This window comes from Arthrobacter sp. 05T45 (genome assembly GCF_056395875.1).
The window spans coordinates 85517-105665 of the sequence record NZ_JBFTKI010000006.1; the positions used below are offsets into that span (position 1 = coordinate 85517).

The 20149-nt window shown below is 69.1% G+C and carries 17 protein-coding genes; 10 read left to right on the forward strand and 7 right to left on the reverse strand.

Annotated features, from left to right (window positions below; translation table 11 throughout):
- The first annotated feature begins 130 nt into the window (after positions 1 to 130).
- The gene (locus AC1DGD_RS08855) at positions 131 to 682 is read left to right on the forward strand and encodes a metallopeptidase family protein (protein ID WP_028277395.1); all 552 of its coding nucleotides are present in this window, start codon (positions 131 to 133) and stop codon (positions 680 to 682) included.
- 30 nt (positions 683 to 712) lie between these two features.
- On the opposite strand, the gene AC1DGD_RS08860 is transcribed toward AC1DGD_RS08855, so the two are convergent.
- Genes AC1DGD_RS08860 through AC1DGD_RS08870 form a run of 3 tightly spaced genes read right to left on the reverse strand, consistent with a single transcriptional unit; the run spans position 713 to position 6334 of the window.
- A complete protein-coding gene (locus AC1DGD_RS08860) occupies positions 713 to 2374 on the reverse strand; it encodes a DUF5719 family protein (protein ID WP_476856561.1) in 1662 nt (553 codons plus the stop codon).
- Positions 2367 to 5762, reverse strand: coding sequence for a glycosyltransferase family 2 protein (locus tag AC1DGD_RS08865; RefSeq protein WP_476856562.1), 3396 nt, complete (start codon positions 5760 to 5762; stop codon positions 2367 to 2369). Before AC1DGD_RS08865 ends, AC1DGD_RS08860 begins: the two co-directional genes overlap by 8 nt.
- Positions 5763 to 5791: 29 nt before the next feature.
- Complete coding sequence (locus AC1DGD_RS08870) at positions 5792 to 6334, reverse strand: WhiB family transcriptional regulator (protein WP_230008885.1); 543 nt, start codon at positions 6332 to 6334, stop codon at positions 5792 to 5794.
- A gap of 370 nt (positions 6335 to 6704) precedes the next feature.
- Here AC1DGD_RS08870 and AC1DGD_RS08875 point away from each other — a divergent pair, with 370 nt between their 5' ends.
- On the forward strand, positions 6705 to 7409 hold the full coding sequence (locus AC1DGD_RS08875; protein ID WP_476849079.1) for a TIGR03089 family protein: 705 nt from the start codon (positions 6705 to 6707) through the stop codon (positions 7407 to 7409).
- Positions 7410 to 7485: 76 nt separating this feature from the next.
- On the opposite strand, the gene AC1DGD_RS08880 is transcribed toward AC1DGD_RS08875, so the two are convergent.
- On the reverse strand, positions 7486 to 8052 hold the full coding sequence (locus AC1DGD_RS08880; protein WP_223914153.1) for a GtrA family protein: 567 nt from the start codon (positions 8050 to 8052) through the stop codon (positions 7486 to 7488).
- Between the two features lie 268 nt (positions 8053 to 8320).
- Here AC1DGD_RS08880 and AC1DGD_RS08885 point away from each other — a divergent pair, with 268 nt between their 5' ends.
- The 5 genes from AC1DGD_RS08885 (at position 8321) to AC1DGD_RS08905 (ending at position 14077) form a co-directional block, all read left to right on the forward strand.
- Positions 8321 to 9469 carry a 5-(carboxyamino)imidazole ribonucleotide synthase gene (locus AC1DGD_RS08885; protein ID WP_476856644.1) on the forward strand — a complete coding sequence of 383 codons (1149 nt, stop codon included), beginning with the start codon at positions 8321 to 8323 and terminating at the stop codon, positions 9467 to 9469.
- A complete protein-coding gene (gene purE, locus AC1DGD_RS08890) occupies positions 9466 to 10077 on the forward strand; it encodes a 5-(carboxyamino)imidazole ribonucleotide mutase (protein ID WP_476856563.1) in 612 nt (203 codons plus the stop codon). Before AC1DGD_RS08885 ends, purE begins: the two co-directional genes overlap by 4 nt.
- A gap of 22 nt (positions 10078 to 10099) precedes the next feature.
- Positions 10100 to 11731 (forward strand): LCP family protein, encoded by a 1632-nt coding sequence (locus tag AC1DGD_RS08895; RefSeq protein WP_476856564.1) that lies wholly within the window; start codon positions 10100 to 10102, stop codon positions 11729 to 11731.
- 80 nt (positions 11732 to 11811) lie between these two features.
- Entirely contained in the window at positions 11812 to 13101 is a 1290-nt protein-coding gene (manA, locus tag AC1DGD_RS08900; RefSeq protein ID WP_476856565.1) for a mannose-6-phosphate isomerase, class I, read from the forward strand.
- Positions 13102 to 13105: 4 nt separating this feature from the next.
- Positions 13106 to 14077 (forward strand): lipid II:glycine glycyltransferase FemX, encoded by a 972-nt coding sequence (locus AC1DGD_RS08905; RefSeq protein ID WP_476856566.1) that lies wholly within the window; start codon positions 13106 to 13108, stop codon positions 14075 to 14077.
- Positions 14078 to 14159: 82 nt separating this feature from the next.
- Here the strand turns inward: AC1DGD_RS08905 and galE are convergent, their stop codons facing one another.
- A complete protein-coding gene (galE, locus tag AC1DGD_RS08910; protein WP_476856567.1) occupies positions 14160 to 15131 on the reverse strand; it encodes a UDP-glucose 4-epimerase GalE in 972 nt (323 codons plus the stop codon).
- A 152-nt stretch (positions 15132 to 15283) separates the two neighbouring features.
- On the reverse strand, positions 15284 to 16306 hold the full coding sequence (gene glpX / locus AC1DGD_RS08915) for a class II fructose-bisphosphatase (protein WP_028277383.1): 1023 nt from the start codon (positions 16304 to 16306) through the stop codon (positions 15284 to 15286).
- Positions 16307 to 16519: 213 nt separating this feature from the next.
- On the opposite strand from glpX, the gene AC1DGD_RS08920 reads away from it, so the two are divergent.
- The 3 genes from AC1DGD_RS08920 to AC1DGD_RS08930 all read left to right on the forward strand — a co-directional run bounded on the left by AC1DGD_RS08920 (position 16520) and on the right by AC1DGD_RS08930 (position 19365).
- On the forward strand, positions 16520 to 17233 hold the full coding sequence (locus AC1DGD_RS08920; RefSeq protein ID WP_476856568.1) for a DUF4245 domain-containing protein: 714 nt from the start codon (positions 16520 to 16522) through the stop codon (positions 17231 to 17233).
- A gap of 9 nt (positions 17234 to 17242) precedes the next feature.
- Entirely contained in the window at positions 17243 to 17857 is a 615-nt protein-coding gene (locus tag AC1DGD_RS08925; protein WP_028277382.1) for a carbonic anhydrase, read from the forward strand.
- A gap of 71 nt (positions 17858 to 17928) precedes the next feature.
- On the forward strand, positions 17929 to 19365 hold the full coding sequence (locus AC1DGD_RS08930) for a class II fumarate hydratase (protein WP_079553135.1): 1437 nt from the start codon (positions 17929 to 17931) through the stop codon (positions 19363 to 19365).
- A gap of 102 nt (positions 19366 to 19467) precedes the next feature.
- On the opposite strand, the gene AC1DGD_RS08935 is transcribed toward AC1DGD_RS08930, so the two are convergent.
- The gene (locus AC1DGD_RS08935) at positions 19468 to 20136 is read right to left on the reverse strand and encodes a VWA domain-containing protein (RefSeq protein ID WP_476849085.1); all 669 of its coding nucleotides are present in this window, start codon (positions 20134 to 20136) and stop codon (positions 19468 to 19470) included.
- Positions 20137 to 20149 lie beyond the last annotated feature (13 nt).

Genomic DNA, 20149 nt, shown 5'->3' on the forward strand with positions numbered 1-20149 from the left:
CGCATTGAAACGTCTGTCGTTGTGCCGCGGCGGCGCCGCGGCGGAGCGGCGGCGGAGCCGCGGCGGCGCGGCGGCGGATCGCCGTCGGGGCTGTATCGCGTATTTCATTGCGCGGGTTTAGAGTCAAGATATGCAGTCATCGCACCACGATTCGGGTTTCACGGTCCGGTTGGCTGACCCCGACGCCGGACGCACAGGCGCCGGTTCCGGCCCCGCCGGCGCGCCTCTGGCCGGGTCGCCTGCCGCCGTCCAGGGAAAGACCTTCCGGCAGCGCCGCAGGAACCGGCACGGCCGGGGCCTTCGCGGCGAGCTCATACTCCCCACCCTGCCCGGCTACCGGACCCGCTCCGACCGCTTCGATGACTTCGTCCTGGACTCGGCCCAGCGGCTGCACGACATCTGGGGCAAGCCGCTCGACGGCGTCCGCTTCGCCGTTGACGAGATCCCCCCGGGCCTGGAGCAGCTCGTGGCGGACCGCACGCCCGCGCCGATGGGCGCTTTCACTGCTGCCACGGCCGAGGACGGACCGGTCATCACGCTGTACCGCCGGGTGGTGGAGCAGGTGTGCGGAACCCGGGACGAACTCCAGGACCTCGTGCACGACGTCGTCGTGGAATACACGGCCGAGATGCTCGGCGTACCGCCGGAGTCCCTCGACCCCGTCTACCGCCGCCGGTACTAGCCCGAGCCTGCTTCCGGCCTGCCCCCGGGCCTAGTAGCCCAGCGTGACGGGGACCTGCCGTTGTCCTGCCGCTTCCGGCGCCAGCGCCACCGCGGAAATGTCCTGCCGCCCGTCCTGCGCCAGAACAAGTGCCCCGTACGCCGGATCCCCGGCGGCGGACACCACATACCCCACGAGCGGCGAGTCGCCCACGTCAGCGGGGATCTTGATGGAAACGGTGGTTCCGCCGGCAATGTCGGCGGTGCCCGCGGTCCGGATCTTGCCGTCCGCAGTAATTGGCGTGTAGGTCACGGTCGCCCGGCCGGCGGGGGCACCGAGAACGAGCTGCCGGTCGCCCGTGCGCGGAACCGCAACGATGTGCTGGCTGCCCAGCCGGGCCGAGGCGGCGGAAAACGCGATGTCCGCCGCGTCCCCGGCCTGCAGTCCCCGCGTGAGCCGGGCAGTGGCCGCGAACGAGACATCCGAGCTCGCCGCCACGGTGTAGGTCCCGGCCGGGACCCCGGCCAGGGAAACTTCCGTGACCGCGCCGGCCTTCGCCGTCACCACGCCTCCCCCGGGCAGCGCCTTCTGGCCGTCGGGACCATACAGCTTGATCTCGACCACGGCGTCGGTGGCCCCCGGCACGGCGACTTCGAGGGCCGGTCCGGCGTCGGCGAAGCCGGGCTTTGCCTTGAGCGCGGCCAGCGCCGCGGGATCCTGGATGTCGAGGCCGGCGGCCACCTGGCTGACGGACGGGGCGGTGCCGGGGGTGATGAAGTCGACGCCGCCGGGTGTGAGGCCGCGGAGCACGCTTTGCTGGATCACGGCAGCCACCGGGCCGCCGGTGCTGCGGACCCGCACGCCGAGCCGTTCCTGTCCCGGCGCGAGCCCGGCCAGGATGATGGAGCGGGTGCTGCCGGGCGCCACCAGCAGGCCGCGGCTTCCGGGAGCCTGGATCGGGCCCTCGGAGCCAAAGAGGTCCAGGCTCACCGTCGCCGGCGTGCTGGAGGCATTGGTCAGGTTCAGGACTGCCGACCGGCCGAGCGCAGTGTTGGCGCCGACCAGCCAGAGATCGTTGCCGGGCTGCTGGCACGCGGCAGCCGCGGAACCCTGGAGGTCCCCGTCCTCTGCCGTGTAGCTCAGGACGGCGCCGGCAGCTGCCTGGTGGTTGTTCTGGGCATCGGCGCTGAGGACGCTGATGTTGTCCACCTCGCGCTGGGGCACGACGCCGGCGACCAGCACGGGCGTGCGGGCCGCAGCCGCGGAAGCCGGGGGCGCGGAAGCTGTGGGCGCGGCGCCCGGCGCGATGTCGGCGAGGGGGGCACCTTTAAGCGGGGCGAGCCGGCTGCCGGGGATGATGCCGGCGCTTGAGCCGAGCACGGCGGCGCTGACGGCTGTCTTCGCGGTGGCGGATTCCGGACTGAACTGGGGGTCGGTGCCCACGGGGGTGCCCTCAAGCAGCCGGGCCGGGCCCGGGCAGACCCCGACGCTGCTGCCGGCCGGAACCGCGGCGACGGGGGCCTCGAGCTGCCTGCTGGCGGGGTTCTGGGGCGTCAGCGACGCCGCCGATACCAGGCCGCCGCCCGCGGCAACGAGGGCCACCGCGGAGAGGATGCCGCCGATCACTCCGGCCCGCGGCAGCCGCCGCTTCCGCGGCGACGGACCCGTTTCAGCTTCCGTTTCGGTTTCTTTTTCGTTGTCGCCCTTAGACATGCTGATGTTCCTTACGCAGGGAGGCTTCGTCCCTGGACAGGCCGGTGTTGGACCGGCGGGCAGGCATGGGCACGGCGAGGAGGACGGTCAGCCCGATCATCACGGCCTGCGCAATTCCGATCAGGACGGCCCACGGCGCTTCGTAACGGATGCTTAACTGGCCGCCCTGGGCCGGCAGTGTGAAGGCCTGCGACCATCCCGACGTCGTTGAGGTCAGGCGGCGCCCGTCAAGCCAGGCGCTCCAGCCCGGATCGGCCCGCTCGGCGAGCACCACAAGGCGGCCCTCGGGGCCGGCCGGGACTGTGCCGGCCGCCGAGACTTCTTCGGACGGGAGCAGTCCGATGGCGGCGCCGCTGCCGTCCACTACCCGGACCCGGTGCGCGACGTCGGAGTCCGCGATGCCGGGCCGGTCCTGCGGGCTGACCCGCCAGAGCCAGCCCGTCCCCGTCTGGCCGACGGCGACAAGTCCGGGGACTGCGTCCATGCGGCTGGCCGTCAATTCGGAGGCTGAATCGGCAACCCGGAGCACGACAAAGCCGACGCCGAGCCGCTCGAGGTCCTCCCGCGGATCCACGCCTTCGCCGGCGACGATGGTGGCCACGACGTTCCGGAGCGATCCGGCGACGGCGTCGTCGTCGCGGACCGTCTCCTGGCCCGGCGCTCCCATGATGCCGCGGGCGGCGGCGATCGTTGAGAGTGCGTCCAGGGTGGTCCCGGCGCCGCGCATGAGTGTTGCGTCGAAGCTTCCGTCCTCGTTGCTGGCAATCAGGAGCGTCCTGGACTGTTCCGGGCCCTCGCCGCGATCAACCGCCGTTGCGGGCAGCGTGCGGGCTTGGGCAGGCTGGACGAGTCTCGGGGTCCCGAGACCGGAGGGTCCCGCGGTGGCTGCCGCTGCCTGTGTCGGTGTCTGCGACGTTGGCTGCAGCAGGTTTTGTGCGGTCCACACGGTGAACCCGGCCAGGGGCGCAGCCAGCAGCAGGACCATGGATGCCGCGGCCGTGCCGCGGATCAGGACCTTCCGTGCCAGCCCGGTACCGGCGGTCCGGTCGGCGGCGTCCAGGAGCCCTTCGGCTCCGATCAGGGCAGCGCCCAGGAACGCGAACGCGGCAGCCGAGACGGCGGGGCCGGGGAACGGCGTGACCAGGACCTCGGCGCTGGCGCCGGAGGCGACATGCCCGGCGAGCCAGCCGCCGGCCAGCATCAGGACGGCCACGGCCCACAGACCCCGTGCCGTCCGGGTGCGTCCGGCCAGCACAAGCCGGCGCGGCATGAAGAGTGCGGCCAGGGCCAGCAGCAGTACCGGCAGCCCCAACAGCAAGGCCAGCAGCAGTGCCCACGGCAGACCGGCCGGCCCGGCGGAACCTGCGGCGGACCCGCCGAAGGCGCTGAGCCCGGTGAGTCCGGCGCCGGCGTCGAAGTTCAGTGGCTGCCCCAGGGCCTGTTGCCACAGTGGGGCGGCGTCAAAACCGAGCGGCAGGCCCGGGTCGGCCAGGAGCGCCCGCGGCCGGTCCAGGACCGAGAAGGCGAAGGGCAGGAACAGTGACAGGCTGGGCAGGAGCGCCCACCACACCGTGCGGCCGCGCCGGCCCAACAGCACGCCGCAGAGGGCCACGACGGCCATGGACGGCAGCAGCAGCGAGGGCGCCGCGGCGGTGACTACGGCCAGGGCGAGCCCCGCGGCGGCCGCAGCCGTCCACGACGGCGTCCCGTTGACACCGGGACGGGCGGCCGGCGTGGGGATGAGCCGTCCCTGCCCCGGGGCCGGGACGGCATGGATGCCGCGGCCCGCGGCCGTGCCGGTCGCCCGGAGCAGCGCCAGGACGACCACCGGGATCATGACGTGCGCGACCAAGGCGCCGAGCCGGCCCTGGTTCACGGACACCTGGAGTGCCGGCGCCGCGGCCCACAGCAGGGCGGCCGAAAGGCGCAGCCTCCGGCGGGCAGTCAGGGCGCCGGCAGCGAACCACGCGCCCAGCGCAGACAGCGGCATGGCGAGGATCAACAACCAGCCCACGCCGCCGTTGGCATCGCCGGCACCGAGCACACCGAGCACCCACAGCAGGTAGCCAAAGGGGTCGCCGTGGCCCGGCAGGCCCGCGCCCAGACTGATCCACCAGGTCGAGGCATGGTTCCAGATTTCGGAGAGGCGCAATGAGACGGGGATCAGCGCGCCGCCGGAGACGGCCGGAGCCCGGAACAGGCTAAGCAGCCCTGTCAGGGAGACCGCCAGGGTCAGGAGGATGGCCAGCACCGCACCGCTGCCCACCCACCCGCGGTCCGGGGTGGCGATGGCGGCGAAATCGTCAGCATTGCCGGTGTTCCCGGTGGGCTGCTCGGCCAGCGGACCGGGACCTGTCAACTCGCTGCCGAAGTCGTCGGCGCCGAGCGCCTCAATCAGGGAGCGCCGGTGCGCCCAGACCTCACGGCGCGGCGTCTGCAGTCCTTTCATGACGGAGCGCCGGATCCGGCGGGTGCGCGCGGCATTGCGGCGTCCGCGGACCACCGCCGCCGGGCGGCCCAGCGCGGCAAAGGTCGCCAGCAGTTGGGAGAACCCGTGCCCCGGGTCCTTGACCGCAATGCTCAGGACGAGTTTGAAGAGGCTGCCCAGGAGGGCGCCGGCCGCGTGCAGCGGGACTTTCCAGCCGGCCGCGTGCTTGAGCCGCAGGTGCACCTGCGCCTTGCGTGCGGCCGTCGCGTTGCCAAGGGCGTGGGGACGGTGCGAGACATGGAACATTCGGGCGCTGGGGACCACCACCACGCGGTGCCCGGCGAGACGGTTGCGCCAGCAGAAGTCGACGTCGTCGCCGCTGCCGGGCAGGGCCGGATCGAAGCCCCGGAGCTCCTCCCAGATGTCGCGGCGGACCAGCATGCCGGCGGAATTGACCGCAAAGGTATCGCTGCGGCCGTCGTACTGGCCCTGGTCGAGCTCGTCGGCGTCGATCAGCGTCAGCCGCTCGGCCCAGCGGCTCGTGGAGAGCCCGACGTCGATCAGCCGCCGCTCGGCATGCCAGTCCAGCTGCTTGCAGCCTGCCACCGTGACCGACGGCGCCCGCTCGACCGCACGGAGGAGTTCGGCCAGGGCCTCGGGTGCCGGTGCGGCGTCGTCGTGCAGCAGCCAGATCCAGTCGGTGCCCAGCGCCGTGGCGGCGGAGCCCTCCGCAGGCCACGGCGCGAGGGCCTTGAGCCCGGCCATGACGGCTCCACCCATGCCGGACCTGGGCTGGTCGAAGACAGTGACGTTGGCCTTGCCCAGTTCCTGTTCAAGGAGGGCGGCGGAGTGGTCGCGGGATCCGGTGTCGACACCGATCACGGCGTCGGCGGGCCGTGTTTGGGCCGCCAGCGCCGCAAGGGTCCTGGGGAGAAAATCACCGCCGTCGTGGGAGACCACGACGGCGGTGACTCGTACTTCTTGAAGAATTAGACTGCTCGCTTCCTAAGCCGGCGCCGCTCGCGCTCGGAGAGGCCTCCCCAGATCCCGAAGCGCTCGTCGTTGGACAAGGCGTACTCGAGGCACTGGGAACGCACGTTGCAGGCGCCGCAGACTTTCTTGGCGTCGCGGGTGGAGCCGCCCTTTTCGGGGAAGAAGGCTTCGGGATCAGTCTGGGCGCACAGGGCATCGGTCTGCCAGCCGAGCTCGCCCTCGTCGTCGAATTCCTGCCGGGACGGCAGGCCGATCCAGACCGGCTGCCCGGCGGTACCGGAACCGGGCGAATGGAGCTCCATCGGCGGGTCGAGGGGATCGGTGTCATGATCCGGGCCGGACAGGAGCTCGTCGTGCGCTGCGAGGAAGGCCGTGGCGGCCTCCTGCAGGGAATCCTTGGTGTGTTCGTTATAGCGGTCAGCTGCGTCCGGATCCGCCGGATCTACGTACCAGTCAGTCGGCACGCCGCGTGACCGGTATTTCGCCGTGGCCTGGCCGGCAACTACGGCATCTTCATGGATACGCTCTGCTAGCCCCATGGCGTCCCCCTCCTGATTTGCAGCCACTGCAAGACCCCCTTGGACACTCGGTTGAGTGCCGGTTTTTGTGCAGTGGCTTTAGATAACTAATTACACGCGTGTAAGTATCCGGGAGTCAAGCCACGGCGGAGATAATAATCAACTTGATACACAAAGTGGAGGCACGCCACGCCCGGAATTTTTTCTCCTCTCCCGCGAGAACCCGCGGAATAATCAGGGTACTGAGCACTTTTGGGGCTTTTCATTGAATTTTCGGGAAATTTTCCCGCGCCCTGCGCGGACCCCGCCGAACGCCGGGGCCGCCGGGGTGACGGACGTCACGGAGCCGGGGACTGATCGGCCGCGACAACAGCCGTGGCAAGATGAGGGCATGAGCATTCCGGCAATCGACCTGATGACAGCGCTGCGGTCCGGCCAGGCCACGGCGCCCCGGCTGACCTGGTACGGCCCCGATTCGGAACGGGTTGAACTCTCTGGCCGCGTGCTGGACAACTGGGTCGCGAAGACTTCCAACCTGCTGCAGGACGAACTCGACGCCGAACCGGGCATGCGGCTGCGCCTGGACCTGCCCGCGCACTGGAAGTCGGTGATCCTGGCCCTCGCGGCCTGGCAGCTTGGCATGGAAGTGGTCTTCGACGACGCGGAGGCTGACCTGCTTGCCACCGCGGACCCGGGTCCGGGCGCTGCCGCGGGCGGGTTCGACGCCGTCCTGGCCGTGTCTTTGCCGGCACTGGCCATGCGGTGGACGGGTGAACTGCCCAGCGGCGTCCTCGACTACGCCGCCGAGGTCCGCTCCCACGGCGACATTTTCATGCCCCACGTGGATCCGGAGGCGGGACGTCTCGCCGTCCGGACCTCCGACGGCGCAGTCCATGCGCACGGGGCGCTCCTGGACGGCTTTGCCGCGGCCCAGGGCCCCGGGCTGCGGCTGCTCGTTCCGGCGGCCGACGGCCTCGAAACCGTCCTTGCGCAGTCATTGGGAACCTGGAAGGCCGACGGTTCCGTGGTCCTGGTGCACCCCGAGGTAGAGGTGACCGGCAAACTGCGGGACGCCGAGCGCATCAGCGGGAACTGATCCCCACGCGCTGAATCCCCGGCACTGATTCCCGGGCACCGATCCCCAGCCGCTGATTCCCCGGGACGGCGGTTCCTTAGGCCGGCGGGCCTGGCAGTTCCGGATCGTTGACGGGTTCCCTGACTGCTGCCGTGGCAACCGGCTGGGAGTGCGGGTGCCGTTCGATGATCTCGTGGTCGTGCGAGAACTCGGGCTCTGCGTCGAGTTCCTGGTTGAACACCAGGAAGCGGTAGGCAAAGAACCGGACCACGGTCGCGACCAGGATGCCGACCACCCCGGCGAGGAAGAGCATGTTCTTGTCGGTGACTCCCATGCCGTACTTCGCGACGGCGGTCAGGCCGGTGGAGATGCCGATGCCGATCCCGTTGATGATGAGGAACATCACGAACTCGCGCAGCACGTTGGCCTGCCGGCGGTGCCGGAACGTCCAAAAACGGTTCGCAACCCAGGAAAAGACCGTCGCCACGCTGGCCCCGAAGAAGCGGGCCTTGGCCTCACTGTCGGTCATGGGACCGTGCATCAGGTAAAACGTCAGTCCGTTGTCGATGACGAACGCGATGCCGCCGACGGCACCGAACTTGGCCACTTCGCGCCAGAACAGCGAGGCAAGCCCGCGCATGCGCTCGTTAAGTGTAGTAATCATGACCCTCCGTGGCCTTCTGGAACTGTCGGCCATTGGGCCAAACGCCCATTTTAGCGCCGTTTCCCGGGAGTCCGCCCGCAGCGGCCGCTCAGACGGCTCCCTGCGGACCCGGCGGCGGGCGCCGGGCGGGCGGGTGCGAAACCCCCGTCCCGGCACCGTTCCCGCGCTTGCCAATCCCCAAAAGCCGGGTTCCCGTGAGGTTTTCGGTAGGCTGGGACTTGTGACTTTTCCTGTAATCGGTGTTGTTGGCGGCGGCCAGCTTGCCCGCATGATGGCCCCTGCCGCGACCGCCCTGGGCTTTGAGCTCCGTGTTCTCGCCGAAGGCGAGGACGTCTCCGCAGTCTCTGCCGTGGCTAACGCCCCGGTTGGCGACTACAAGGACCTGGAGCATCTGCTCGAGTTCTCCCGCGGCCTCGACGTCCTGACCTTCGACCACGAACACGTCCCCACGGCGCACCTGCGGTCCTTGATCGGTGCCGGCGTGAACGTCCATCCCGGCCCGGATGCCCTGGTCAACGCCCAGGACAAGCTGGTGATGCGCGCCGCGATCGACCGGCTCGAGCTTCCGAACCCCACGTGGGCCTCCGTCGCCAATGTCGCGGACCTCGTCGCCTTCGGCGAGCAGACCGGCTGGCCGGTGGTGTTGAAAATGCCCCGCGGCGGCTACGACGGCAAGGGCGTGCGCATCGTGTCCTCGGCCGAGGACGCGGCAGCCTCCGCCGACTGGTTCGAGGCCATGTCCCCCCTGCTGGCCGAAGCCAAGGTGGAATTCAGCCGGGAGCTCTCGGCCATGGTCGCGAGGACGCCTGACGGTGAAACACGGGCCTGGCCGGTGGTGCACACCATCCAGGTGGACGGGGTGTGCGATGAAGTCATTGCCCCGGCCCTGGACATCTCCGTCGATGTTGCCGCAGCCGCGGAAAACGCCGCGGTCCGGATCGCCGGCGAACTCGGCGTGACCGGTGTCATGGCCGTCGAACTCTTCGAGACCCCCGGCGTGGGCGCCGGGTTCCTGATCAATGAACTCGCCATGCGCCCGCACAATACCGGGCACTGGACCCAGGACGGCTCGGTGACCAGCCAGTTCGAGCAGCACCTGCGGGCCATCCTGAATCTGCCGCTGGGCGCCACTGACCTGCTGGGGCCCGTCGTGGTAATGAAGAACTTCCTCGGCGGCGCCAACCAGGACCTCTATTCCGCCTTCCCCGCCGCCCTCGCGAGCGAGCCGGCCGCGAAGGTGCACTGCTACGGCAAGGCCGTCCGGCCCGGCCGGAAGATCGGCCACGTCAACCTGGTCGGGACCTCAGCCGCCGACGTCGACTCCGTGCGGCAGCGGGCCACCACCGTGGCCGACATCATCCGGAACGGCCGGGCCCACACCGGCGCAATGCCGGCAACCTCCGAGGAGACCGCATGAGCACCGCAGCCAGCCCCGAAGCCAACAAAGCGGGAAACCCCCTCGCCGGCGCCCGCGCGGGCACCCCGCTCGTGGGCCTCGTGATGGGCTCGGATTCGGACTGGCCGGTCATGGAAGCCGCCGCCGAAGCCCTCGCCGAGTTTGGAATCCCGTTCGAGGCCGACGTCGTCTCGGCCCACCGGATGCCCACGGAGATGATCCGCTACGGCCAGACGGCCCACGAGCGCGGTCTTCGCCTGATCATTGCCGGCGCCGGCGGCGCCGCGCATCTTCCCGGCATGCTGGCCTCGGTCACTCCCCTGCCGGTGATCGGCGTCCCCGTGCCGTTGAAGACCCTGGACGGCATGGATTCCCTGCTGTCCATCGTGCAGATGCCGGCAGGCGTTCCGGTCGCCACCGTCTCGATCGGCGGCGCGCGCAACGCCGGCCTCCTGGCCGTGCGCATGCTGGCCTCGGGCACGGACGAACTGGCAGTCCAGCTCCGGGCGGACCTCCTGGAGTTCGCCCAGGAGCTGAACGACGTCGCAACCCGGAAGGGCGCGAACCTCCGGCACAAGGTCAGCGAAGTGTTCGCCGCCGGAAACGTCACCCCGCGTAGCGGCAATTAAGGCAGCCATTAGGAATCCCGGCATGAGCAGCAGCTACGCCCCCACACACCGCCCTGAGCAGTCCGGGCGGGCACTGGGCGACCCGGTCCGGCACCCCTCCGGCGCCCCGTCCCCGGTGCTCACCAAGCGGGCGTTCGTCCTGATCCTCATGACGCTGCTGGTTCCCGGCAGCGCCCAAACCGTCGCGGGCAGCCGCCGGCTTGGACGGGCCGCGCTGCGCGTGACCTTCACGGTCTGGGCGCTGGCCCTGCTGGCCGTGCTGCTCCTGCTCGTGTCCCGCTCCACGCTGATCAACCTCCTCACCGGCACGGTGCCCTCGCTCCTGCTGGTGCTCGGCCTCGCCTGCCTGGCCATCGGCTGGGCCGCCCTGTTCCTGAACACCTTGCGGCTGATCCGGCCCGGGACGCTCGCCCCCAGGATCCGTCCCGCGGTGGTGCTGGCGCTCGTGCTGGCCATGATCCTCAGCAGCGGATCCCTGGGCTACGCGGCCTATCTGCTCAATATCAGCCGCAACGCCATCGGCAGCATCTTCTCCGGCTCCGGCCCCACCCTTGAGCCGTCCGATGGCCGGTACAACTTCCTGATGATGGGCGGCGACGCCGGAGCGGACCGCACGGGCCGCCGCCCGGACAGCCTCTCGGTGATCAGCGTCGATGCCAAGACCGGCAGCACGGCGATCATCTCCGTGCCCCGCAACCTCCAGAACGCCCAGTTCAGCGCGGAGTCGCCGATGCGCCAGGTGTACCCGGATGGCTACAACTGCGGCGACGAATGCCTGATCAACGCGATCAACACCGAGGTCACCAACCAGCACCAGGACCTCTATCCCGGGGTGGCCGACCCCGGGGCGCAGGCCACCCTCGAAGCGGTGTCCGGAACGCTGGGCATCAAGGTCCAGGCCTACGTGCTCGTGGACATGGACGGTTTTTCCAAGCTCATCGACGCCATGGGCGGCATCCGGATCAAGGCCGGCGGCTGGGTCCCCATCAGCGGGCCGATGGTGGATGAGGCCAACGGCATCCACGGCATGCCGGACGGTTGGATTCCGGCCGGAGACCAGACGCTCGACGGCTTCCACGCCCTCTGGTACGGCCGGTCCCGGGAATTCGTGGACGACTATGCCCGCATCCAGCGCCAGCAGTGCGTGCAGCAGGCGATGCTGAAGCAGCTCGACCCGGCAAAACTGCTGGCCAAGTTTGAGGACATCGCCAAGGCTGGCACCAAGGTGGTCGAGTCGAACATCTCCTCCGGCCAGCTCGGCAGTTTCGTGGACCTGGCCATGAAGGCCAAGGGGCAGGATGTCAGCCGCCTGACCATCGGTCCGCCGGACTTCGACGCCGCCTTCTCCACGTCCCCGGACTTCGACGTCATCCACGCGCGGGTGGCCAAACTGCTGGCCAGCCCGTCCGCCGGTGCCGCAGCCGCAACTGACGATGCGGTCCTGCAGCCCGGAACGGCCGCCGGGCCGGTCTCGGCCGCCGGCCCCGTCCCGGCCACCGATCCCCCGCCCGCACCGTCGGACTTCACCCCCGTGACCACCACGCCGGACGGCGAGCAGATCACCGAAGAGATGCTGAACCAGTTCAAGCGCAACGGCGACGAACAGTCCATCCGCGACCTCGTCGCCACCAACGGACAGTGCGCGCCGCTCTAACCCCGGCAGCAGCCTTGACCGCAGCAGTGCGACCACATTTCTTTGACGAGACATTTCATTGATCAGACAGGGACCAGGCCATGTACGAACTTGAGAACGTCCTCCGGCCCTACGCCTGGGGCTCCCCGACGGCCATCGCCGGGCTGCTGGGCAGGCCGGCTTCCGGCGGTCCTGAAGCGGAGCTTTGGATCGGCGCCCACCCGGGCTCCCCGTCCGTCGCGCTGACGCCGGCGCCCGGCGGTGCCGGCCGGCACGCACCCGCAACGCACGACGGCGGACGGCTGCCGCTGGACGCCCTGATCGCCGGGGATCCGGAACATTGCCTGGGCAGCGCGAGCGTGGCCGCTTTCGGTCCGCGCCTGCCGTTCCTGCTCAAAATCCTCGCGGCCGAGGCGCCCTTGTCCCTGCAGGTGCACCCGACGCTCGCCCAGGCCCGGGAGGGCTTCGCGCGCGAGGAAGCCGCCGGCGTCGACCCTGCCGCGACGGAGCGCAACTACAAGGACGATAACCACAAGCCCGAAATGATCTTCGCGCTGACTCCGTTCGAGGCCCTCTGCGGGTTCCGGCCGGCCGCGGAATCCCGTGCGGTCTTCCAGCATCTGGCGGCGTGCTTCGAGCTCGCCGGGCTGGAGCTGCCGCCGCTGGTCCCGCAACTGCTCGAGGACCTGGCGCAGCCGGACGAACCCGCGGCCCTGCGCTCCGCCTTCGAACGCCTCATCTCCGGCGGCGGGGACGTCGCCGAGGCGACGGCGACGATCGTTGCGGCTCTCGTCTCCGGTGCCCCGATGGCCGGGCACGAGGCGGAACTGTCCACCGCGGTGAGCCTGAACGGCCGGTACCCCGGAGATCCGGGAGTGCTGATTTCCCTGCTGCTGAACCGGATTTCCCTCGCCCCCGGTGAGGCCGTGTACCTCCCGGCCGGCAATGTCCATGCCTACCTGCACGGCCTCGGCATCGAGGTCATGGCGTCCTCGGACAACGTGCTCCGCGGCGGGCTCACGCCGAAATTCGTCGACGTGCCGGAACTGCTGAAGACCGTGGCGTTCGAGGCCGTCGAGGTGCCCATGCTCCCCGCCGAGACCACCATGCTGGGCCAGGAACTCTTCCGGCCGCCGTTCCGGGAATTCCAGCTGCAGCGAATTGTTGTGGCGCCCGGCGCGGAGCCCGTCCCGCTGGCGCAGTCCGGTGCCGCCGTCGTCATTGTCACCCACGGCTCCGTCCGCCTCGACTCCCCCAAGGGCGAGCTCCGGCTGGAAAGGGGCGCCAGTGCCTTCCTGCCCGCCGCCGAGGCACCGGTCAATGTCCACGCCGTCTCCGGCGCCACCGGCCCCGCCCTGGCATTTGCCGTCACCACCGCATTGGAAGCCTGACACCATGGATTATTTCCTGCAGAGCCCCCAGTGGGCACAGTTCCAGCGTTCGCTGGGACGCACCGTCCACGAACAGTCCGGGCCCGGGTGGCGCTTCCTTGCGGTGGAGGAATCCAATCCGGCCGGCAAACTGCTGTACTCCCCGTACGGCCCGGTCGCCGAGTCACTGGCAGCGTTCGACGCCGCACTGGCGGCCCTGACGGACCTCGCCCGGACCAGCGGGGCCGTGTTTGTCCGGGTTGAGCCGGTCACCGCAGGATTCACCGCAGCCGAAGCCGACTCGGTACTCCGCAGCCGCGGCCTGCAGCCGGCCCCGGCCAGCCAGCAGCCCGAGCTCAGCTGGATTGTGGACCTCGACCGGGATTTCAAGGACGTCCTGGCGGATATGAAGCCGGCGAACCGGAACCTGTTCCGCAACATCCACAAGAAGGGCGTGAGCTTCCGCTCCAGCCAGGATCCGGCAGAGATCGCCGTCCTTCTGGAGTTCTTGCACATGACGGCCGCCCGCAACGGCTTCAAGCCGCAAAGCGACGAATACCTGACCCAGGTGGCCCGCTCGCTGATGCCGGCCGGCGCGGCGACGCTGTTCATCGCGGAGCTCGACGGCCACCCCATCGCCGCAGCCCTGGCCTACGACTCGGCCGACACCCGGACCTACGCGCACGCCGCCCTGGACGACACCCACCGCAAACTCAGCGCGGGCATCCCCCTGCTTGTCACCTTGATCGCGGACGCCCAGGCGAAGGGCCTCAAGCACGTGGATCTCTGGGGCGTGGCGCCGGAGGACCAGCCCGACCACAAATGGGCCGGGTTCACGGCGTTCAAGAAGTCGTTCGGGGGCCGCGGGATCGCGTATCCCGGAACGTGGGACCTGCCGGTCCGGAAGGTGCGCTACGGCAGCTACCAGCTGGCCCGCAAAGGCGCCCAGCTCGCGAAGAAGCTGCGCGCCCGGTCCCGGGCCCTCGCAAACCGCTAAGGGCCCAGCAGGCGGCACCGGCCACCGGGTCGCCCCGGCCAGCCGGGCCGCTGTTTCCCGGTGGCCGGTGTTGGTGGGGGCGTTAGTTGGCCGTAATGGCGTGCCGCTGGGCGTCGTAGGCGCTGGCCACCATCTGCTCCACGGAGTGCCGCATCTTCCAGTCGAGATCGCGGGCGGCCAGCGTGCCGTCGGCCACGATCCGGTCCGGATCCCCTGCCCGCCGCGGACCGATTTCGGGTTCGAAATCGATCCCCGTGACGTCGGCCATCGCCGTCATGATCTGGCGCACGGACAGCCCGTCCCCGGATCCGAGGTTGTACACCCGCTCCAGCGGCTTGTCCGCCTCGAGCGCCTGGGCGGCGGCCACATGCGAGGTGGCCAGGTCCGCCACGTGCACGTAGTCGCGCACGCAAGTTCCGTCCGGCGTGTTGTAGTCGATGCCGTTGATGCGCGGCGTCTTACCGGCCGTGAGCGCCCGCAGCACGATCGGGAAAAGGTTGTGGGGGCTGGTGTCGTAAAGCTCGGGCGCACCTGAGCCGACCACGTTGAAATACCGCAGCGAGGTGTGGCTCAGGCCCCGGGCCCTGCCCTGGTCACGGATCAGCCACTCGCCGATGAGTTTGCTCTCGCCGTAGGGCGATTCCGGGTTGGTGGGCGTCGCTTCGGTGACGATGTCGCCGGTGGGCGTGCCGTAGGTGGCCGCGGACGAGGAGAACACCAGTTTGTCGACGCCGGTGAGCTCCATGGCCTTGAGCAGTTGCGCGGTGCCCGTGACGTTCTGTTCATAAGTCAGCAGCGGCTCCTGGACGGAAACCCCCGCGTACTTGAAACCGGCCAGGTGGATCACCCCGGTCACCGCGTGCTCCCGCAGCGTACGGGCCACGAGGTCGGCGTCGAGGATGCTGCCATGGATGAACGGCACATCGGCCGGCACGAACTCACGGTGCCCGCTGGAGAGGGAGTCAATCACCACCGGCTGAATCCGGGCACCGCGCAAAGCGGAAACCACATGAGAACCGATATATCCTGCACCGCCAGTTACGAGCCACGTCATGGCTCCACCCTATCTAATCCCACGGGCCCCGGCCGCCGCACCGCAATAGACACGTCATCATGCACCTGGTTTAAGACGACGAATCCCGGACCGCGGAGGCGGCCCGGGATTCGCTGCGCTCTATCGTGCAGTTCAGTGTTGCCGTTCAGGTGCTAGCTCCTGCGGGCGTAGCCTTCCCACTTGCTGGCCTGGTGTTCGCCGTCGACAAAGCGGATCGTGCCGGACTTGGAGCGCATCACGATGGACTGGGTGAGGACCTTGTCCTTGGAGTAGCGGACGCCCTTGAGGAGGTCGCCGTCGGTGATGCCGGTGGCCGCGAAGTAGCAGTTGTCGCTGGAGACGAGGTCGTTGGTCGAGAGCACGCGCTCCAGATCGTGGCCGGCGTCGATCGCCTTCTGCTTCTCTTCGTCGCTCGTGGGCCACAAGCGGCCCTGGATGACGCCGCCGAGGGACTTGATGGCGCAGGCCGCGACGATGCCTTCCGGGGTTCCGCCGATGCCCATGAGGGCGTCGACTCCGGTGCCGGCACGCGCAGCGGCGATGGCCCCCGCGACGTCGCCGTCCATGATGAACTTCGTGCGGGCGCCGGCTTCGCGGATTTCCTCCACGAGGGGGCGGTGCCGGTCGCGGTCCAGGATCATGACGTTGAGCTGGTTGACCTTGACGCCCTTGGCCTTGGCGATCAGGTGCAGGTTCTGCTTGACCGGCAGACGCAGGTCCACCATGTCGGCCGCTTCCGGGCCGGTGACGAGCTTTTCCATGTAGAACACGGCGGAGGGATCGAACATGGAGCCGCGTTCGGCGACGGCCAGGACGGCCAGGGCATTGTTGATGCCAAGGGCGGTCAGCCGGGTTCCGTCGATGGGGTCGACGGCGACGTCGCACTCGGGGCCGGTGCCGTCACCGACGTGCTCGCCGTTGAACAACATCGGGGCTTCGTCCTTCTCGCCCTCACCGATGACAACGACGCCGTTGAAGTGCACGGTCTGCAGGAAGGAGCGCATGGCGTCCACGGCGGCGCCGTCGGCCTTGTTCTTGTCGCCGAAACCCACCCAGTGGCCGCCGGCGATGGCCGCGGCTTCCGTGACGCGGACAAGTTCCAGCGCGAGGTTGCGGTCAGGCTCATCGATCCCGACGGCGAGCGACGGGGAAAGCGTGGAGTACTTCTGGGACATGGGCGCTGGTGTCACGTGAACCTCTTCTTCGAGTGGCGGTCGTTGAACCCGTACGGCCAGGATCGATCCGTCGCGGTGATTCGTCTGATATTGATCATAGTCGGGGCGGACCCGGAAGGTCATGGGATGACCGGCGCGTGACGCACTTCACCGTCGGAGGGGCCGCTGCGCCGCGAATGTGAGATCGGCCCGGACATGCGCGACTATAGAGGGGTGAGTGAATTGCAGGACGCTTCCCCCGCCGCCCCCGGTTCGCCGGCTGGCAGCGCCCCCGCGGCAGACCCGCCCCCTTCCGGACAGCCCGTGAAGCCCGTCATCGCCGCCGCGGCGGCCAAACGCGCCAACGCCTCCGTGATGGGCATGATCATCGCCCTGGTGGTGAGCATCGCCGCGTTCCTGCCGATCGTCCTCATGAACCCGTCTCCGAAGACCGACGGTTACCGGCCCAACGTCAACGTCAGCGCCACCGCGCAGAACGCGGCGGGTGTGGCGGGATTCACACCCGTGGCGGCCGATACCGGCGACACATTCCGCGCCAACTACGCCCGTTGGGAGTCCGGCGCCGGCAGCGGCGTCCCCGCCTGGGAAGTCGGCTACCTGACGCCCAAGGAATCCTTCATCGCCCTCGTGCAGACCCGCACGGCCAACCCCACCTGGCTCCTGCAGCAGACCAAGAACGCTCCCGTGACCGGCACCCGCAATGCCGGCGGCCGCGACTGGGAACTGCGCGACACCGGCAAGGGCGAGAAATCCATGGTGCTGACTGATCGCGGCACCACCGTCATCCTCTCCGGATCCGCGACGCTGGAGGAGTTCTCCGCCCTGGCCACCGCCGTGGTGAAGTCGCTCGAAAGCAATCTGCCCGCCGGGGCATCGTCCAGCACGCCAGGCGCAACAGTTTCACCTTCGGCCAGCCCTTCACCGTAAAGTGGCCACGTGGCTACTTATCTGACTCCCGCACTCGCCTGGCAGCGTCTCCGTGAAGGCAACAAGCGTTTTGTCGCCGGCACGTCCTCACACCCCAACCAGGACGCGTCGCGACGCTCGTCGCTGGTTGAAAACCAGCACCCCTTCGCGGTGATCTTCGGTTGCGCCGACTCCAGGCTTGCCGCCGAAATCATCTTCGACCTCGGCCTCGGGGACGCCTTTGTGGTCCGCACCGCCGGCCAGGTGATCGACGACGCCGTGCTTGGCTCGCTGGAATACAGCGTCAGCGAACTGGACGTCCCTCTGATCGTCGTCCTGGGGCACGACAGTTGTGGTGCTGTCACTGCAACCAAGAACGCCGTGGAAACCGGCCAGATGCCGGTCGGTTTCATCCGCAGCCTGGTGGAGCGGATCACCCCGTCCGTGTTGACCTCGCTGCGTAACAATCAGACCGACGTCAACGACATGGTGGTCGAGAACGTCAAGCAGACCTCGCAGCGGCTGGTGGACAGTTCCCGGGTGATTTCGGGCGCAGTCGACAGCGGCCGCACCGCCGTGATCGGCCTCGCCTACAGCCTGGCTGACGGCCGGGCCGATCTCGTTTCCAGCATCGGCAGGCTGTAAACCCCGGCGCCCGGCCGTCGCAGCCTGCTCACGGTTTTCGGTGGGACTCCTACTCCCAATAAGCTAGCCCCATGACTTCCACAGATGAGTTGAACACCGAAGAGTTCCGCATTGAACACGACACGATGGGCGAAGTCCGCGTTCCCGTGAACGCCCTGTACCGCGCACAGACGCAGCGGGCAGTCGAGAACTTCCCCATCTCCGGCAAGACCTTGGAGCGCGCCCACATCGAAGCCCTGGCACGGGTGAAGAAGGCCGCCGCCCAGGCAAACGCAGAACTGGGGGTGCTCGACGGCGAGCTCGCCCAGGCGATTGCCGACGCAGCCGACCAGGTTGCGGCCGGCAAGTACGACGGCGACTTCCCGATTGACGTCTTCCAGACCGGCTCCGGCACGTCCTCGAACATGAACACCAACGAGGTCATCGCCGAGCTCGCCACGCGTGCCCTCACGTCTGCCGGAAGCGACAAGGTTGTGCACCCGAACGACCACGTCAACGCCTCGCAGTCCTCCAATGACGTCTTCCCCACGTCCGTCCACGTCGCCGCCACGTCCGCCCTGATCAACGATCTGATCCCGGCCCTCGGCTACCTGGCGGAGTCGCTGGAGCGCAAGGCCACCGAATTCAAGGACGTCGTGAAGTCCGGCCGCACGCACCTCATGGACGCCACCCCCGTCACGCTGGGCCAGGAGTTCGGCGGCTACGCAGCGCAGGTCCGCTACGGCATCGAGCGCATCAACGCCGCCCTCCCCCGCGTCGCCGAGGTCCCGCTTGGCGGCACCGCCGTGGGCACCGGCATCAACACGCCGGCCGGATTCCCGGAGCGCGTGATCGAACTGCTGGCGGCCGACACCGGACTGCCCCTGACCGAGGCCCGCGACCACTTCGAGGCCCAGGCCAACCGGGACGGCCTCATCGAAGCGTCCAGCCAGCTGCGCAACATCGCGATTTCCTTCATGAAGATCAACAATGACCTGCGCTGGATGGGCTCCGGCCCCAACACCGGCCTCGGCGAAATCGCCATCCCGGACCTGCAGCCGGGCTCGTCGATCATGCCGGGCAAGGTCAACCCCGTCATCTGCGAAGCCTCCATCATGGTCTGCGCCCAGGTGATCGGCAACGACACCGCCATCGCGTGGTCCGGCACCAACGGCGCCTTCGAACTCAACGTCGGCATCCCGGTCATGGCCGCCAACCTCCTTGAATCCGTGCGCCTGCTGGCCAACACCAGCCGCGTCATGGCCGACAAGATGATCGACGGCATCACCGCCAACGTCGAGCGCGCCCGCTTCCTCGCCGAGGCCTCGCCGTCGATTGTGACCCCGCTGAACAAGTTCATCGGCTACGAGAACGCCGCCAAGATCGCCAAAAAGGCCGTGGCCGAGGGCCTGACCATCCGTGAGACGGTCGTCTCCATGGGCTTCCTCGAGCGCGGCGAACTGACCGAAGAGCAGCTGGACACCGCCCTGGACGTCATGTCCATGACGCGCCCGCCGCACAAGGCCTGACGGCTCCGGGCGGCGCCGCCCCCGAAGAGTACAAACCCCGACGGCCGGCATCCTTCCTGGAAGGGTGCCGGCCGTCGGCATGTCTGCACCGGAGGTCAGAACTTAGACCCTGGGCGGTTCCCCGCCGGCGGCCTCCCGCTCCTGCGCCGTGTACGCCGCCGCGGCCGCGGCATCCGCCATGCTGGCACCGCCGATCCGTGCCTCCCGCAACCGCCGCGTCTTGGCGGACTGGACGGAGAAGGCAGCATCGACGTTCCCGGCGGCATAGGTCAGGGCGTCTTCGGCGCGGATGCCGAGGCCGCCGGCGGTCAATACGGCGTCCTGGTTGGCGCCCAAATACGTGAACTGCCAGCCCCACTGGCTCTGCTGCCGCTGGACCAGGGCCTTGACCAGCTCGCCCGTGGCCTCGCGCGAGGAGTTCTCGTGGCCGTCCGTCAGCACGGCCACCAGCACAGTGCCGGGGCGCTCATCCTCCGGAAGGGCCGCCAGTTCCGCACCCGCTTCGCCGATCAGCCTGACCATGGCGTCGTGCAGGGCGGTGCTGCCCCGCGGCTGCAGGTCCAGGGCCGGCACGTCCTGGATGTCCACCGAGGCGTAGACGCGCTCGTAGGTGTCATCGAACTGCGCCAGCGACAGCCGGCACCGGCCCGCCACTGCCCGCTGTTCGCGGATGAACGCCGCAAACCCGCCCACAGTGTCATCGGCGATGGCGCTCATCGACCCGGAACGGTCCAGGAGGACGTACACGTGCGTCAGGGCTGAATCTGTCATGCTTCCCCATTTC